General features: G+C 49.7%; 4 protein-coding genes and 2 pseudogenes. 4 read left to right on the top strand and 2 right to left on the bottom strand.

Annotated features, from left to right (window positions below; genetic code table 11):
• The 3 genes and pseudogenes from KDK16_RS04635 to KDK16_RS04625 all read left to right on the top strand — a co-directional run.
• Positions 1–365, top strand: a pseudogene (locus KDK16_RS04635) (sodium-dependent transporter); the annotation flags it as partial.
• Between the two features lie 127 nt (positions 366–492).
• Positions 493–963, top strand: a complete 471-nt coding sequence (locus KDK16_RS04630) for a type II toxin-antitoxin system RatA family toxin (protein ID WP_306670722.1) — start codon at positions 493–495, stop codon at positions 961–963.
• Positions 956–1,303: an RnfH family protein gene (locus tag KDK16_RS04625; RefSeq protein WP_257253832.1), complete on the top strand. Its 348-nt coding sequence runs from the start codon at positions 956–958 to the stop codon at positions 1,301–1,303. Before KDK16_RS04630 ends, KDK16_RS04625 begins: the two co-directional genes overlap by 8 nt.
• A gap of 31 nt (positions 1,304–1,334) precedes the next feature.
• Here KDK16_RS04625 and KDK16_RS04620 read toward each other — a convergent pair whose 3' ends face one another.
• A complete protein-coding gene (locus KDK16_RS04620; RefSeq protein WP_257253834.1) occupies positions 1,335–1,712 on the bottom strand; it encodes an outer membrane protein assembly factor BamE in 378 nt (125 codons plus the stop codon).
• A gap of 99 nt (positions 1,713–1,811) precedes the next feature.
• Between KDK16_RS04620 and KDK16_RS04615 the strand changes: the two are divergent.
• Positions 1,812–1,946 (top strand): annotated as a pseudogene (locus KDK16_RS04615) (transcriptional repressor); the annotation flags it as partial.
• Here the strand turns inward: KDK16_RS04615 and KDK16_RS04610 are convergent.
• A complete protein-coding gene (locus tag KDK16_RS04610; protein ID WP_257274903.1) occupies positions 1,925–2,473 on the bottom strand; it encodes a hypothetical protein in 549 nt (182 codons plus the stop codon). The pseudogene KDK16_RS04615 and the gene KDK16_RS04610 overlap by 22 nt on opposite strands.
• Positions 2,474–2,499: the final 26 nt, after the last annotated feature.

The raw sequence follows: 2,499 nt of genomic DNA, 5'->3' as shown, positions 1-2,499 counted from the left end.
CCCTTATTGAACCTTCTCTGGCCTGGGTGACTGAGCGCTTCGGCATCAATCGTGTACTGGCGACCTGGCTGATCGGTGGTGCTATCTGGCTGGTAGGTCTGGGCTCTGTGTTCTCCTTTAACATCTGGGCTGACGTCAAGTTCTTCGACAAGACCATCTTTGATCTGGCCGATTACATGACCAGCGTCTTGCTGTTGCCTCTGGGTGGTGCTCTGACAGCGATCTTTGCTGGCTGGGTTCTGAAGCGTTCTGTTATGTCCAACGAAATGGCTATGAGTGTAGGTCTGATCAATCTGTGGCGCTTTGCGATCCGTTTTATTGTGCCTGTAGCGGTAGCTTTGATTCTGTACACAGCGCTGAAATGATTTGAGCTCATTTAAATCATAATCGGTATAGGGCGTAGCCTTTAAGCTACGCTCCTCCTCCGCGGCATTGCGAGCCCCGAGTATTTTCCCTGTACGGCTCTGAAGGCAATAGCTTTCACAATATGTTATGCTCGCTGGCCCTTGTCTTATAAATTTGCACTGCGTCATGCCAAGAGTTTCCCGTTCAGCCCTGATCATGCAGCCAGTAGAAAAAATGTATCCACTGGTGGCTGATGTTGAAGGTTATCCTCAGTTTTTGCCCTGGTGTTCAGGAGCCAAAATACTCAGGCAGGAAGGAGAGGTATTGGAAGCCGCTCTTGAGCTGTCCAAAGGAAACCTGGGCTATGAGTTTTCCACAAGGAACCGAATGGTGGAAAACCAGTCTATTGAAATGTCATTGCTGAAGGGGCCCTTTTCAAAGCTGAATGGGGTCTGGACATTCAAGCCGCTGGGTCATGGAGGCTGCAAGGTGTCACTGGAGCTGGATTTCGAAATATCCAACCCATTGCTGAGAGCTACAGTCGGTGCAGTGTTCAACAAGGCAATGAATAAAATGGTTGACGCCTTCTGTCAGAGAGCGGAGCAGCTTTATGGCTGAAAACAATAGCCGGTCCGAGCCGGAAGAACACTCCAGAGTCAGTATTGAAGTGGCTTACGCCCTGCCGGATGATTACCGGATTCTGACCCTTGAGGTTAAAGAAGGTACATCAGTACTTGATGCCGCCAGACAATCTGGCATGAAGTCGATCTTTTCTGAGATTGATTGGGACTCTGTTAAACTGGGCATTTTTGGCAAGGCAGTTATCAGGCCGACCGATCAGGCTGTGAGAGAGGGTGACCGGATAGAAATCTATCGCCCGCTGATTGCTGATCCGAAAGAAGTACGCAAGATGCGTGCAGAGAAAGCAAAACTCAAGAAAGAAGCAGTTGCATCCTGAGGGTGAACTGCTTTGCAGTCAGCAGAGCTGTTTAAGGTGTTACCCCTGTACCGGGACGAAAGTCTCCTTCAATAGAGGAAAGCCTGTCGTCTTTGAAGAAGATGGTGAGGGTTTGTTGGGTGCGCTGTTCGCCACCGGGCTGAAGGCTGGAAATATAGTCCCAGCGATCCCGATTGAAGGTGTCCTCCATAAGGGGGGTGCCCATAACATACTGGACTTGGTTACGGGTCATTCCCGGACGGAGCTGGTCTACCATTTCCTGAGTAATGACATTACCCTGCTGGATGTCGACCTTGTAAACACCGGGGAAGCTGATGAGTTTGGAGCCACCGTCTGTTGAACTGGCACACCCAGCCAGGAGAGCAGCGGCAGCGAGAAAAATTGTGGTCAGGGCTGGACGTTTTTGCATCGGTTTCAGACTTCCACTATCTTCTTCGAAAATGAATGTTCGGCTTAAAAATGTGATAATAGCAGGGATTACCTGCTAAATGCTAAGGGTTAGGTAAACGTGTTGGAAAATCAAGAGTTGCGCAAAGCGGGTCTGAAGGTCACGCTGCCTCGTGTCAAAATTCTTCAGATTCTTGAAAGCTCTCAGGGCCTTCATATGAGTGCCGAGGATGTCTACAAGGCTCTCCTTGATGCAGAAGGTTCAAGACCATGAGCGTAAACAATCGGGAACACGATCAGGCCAGAGATGATGGCCATCAGAGTATCGAGGAATGCAACATTCACTGCGGTACGTGGAATAGAGTTGTTGGCGGGCATGTAGGCACCGTATGCCATCAGGGCACACATCCCCAGACTCAAGGTAAAGAAGGCCTGACCCATAGCCGCTACAACTGCTTCGCCGGTAATCTTGCTGAAATCCACATCGAACATGAAGTGGAAACCACGCATGAATTCACCGGTAACCAAAACACTGTAACCCAGCATGGCAAACAGCAGCAGGAACAGGGTTGGCATCATAACCTGCAGACCTTTTTCCAGACCTTTATGAACACCACGAGCGGTGATCAGTACTGTGACCACCATAAACAGGGTGTGCCATAAAATTTGTCTTGGTGCAGAGGCAGTCAGAGCTTCAAACTCACCACCAATCTGATCAGCCGTCATACCATTGAAAACACCTGTCAGAAGATCCCAGGCGTATGACAGCGCCCAGCCAGCCACCACACTGTAAAAGGTCAGAATAATGA

The organism is Endozoicomonas sp. SESOKO4, assembly GCF_024606275.1.
Note: the sequence above shows the minus strand (reverse complement) of the source record. Positions and strands in the feature narration are given on the sequence as shown.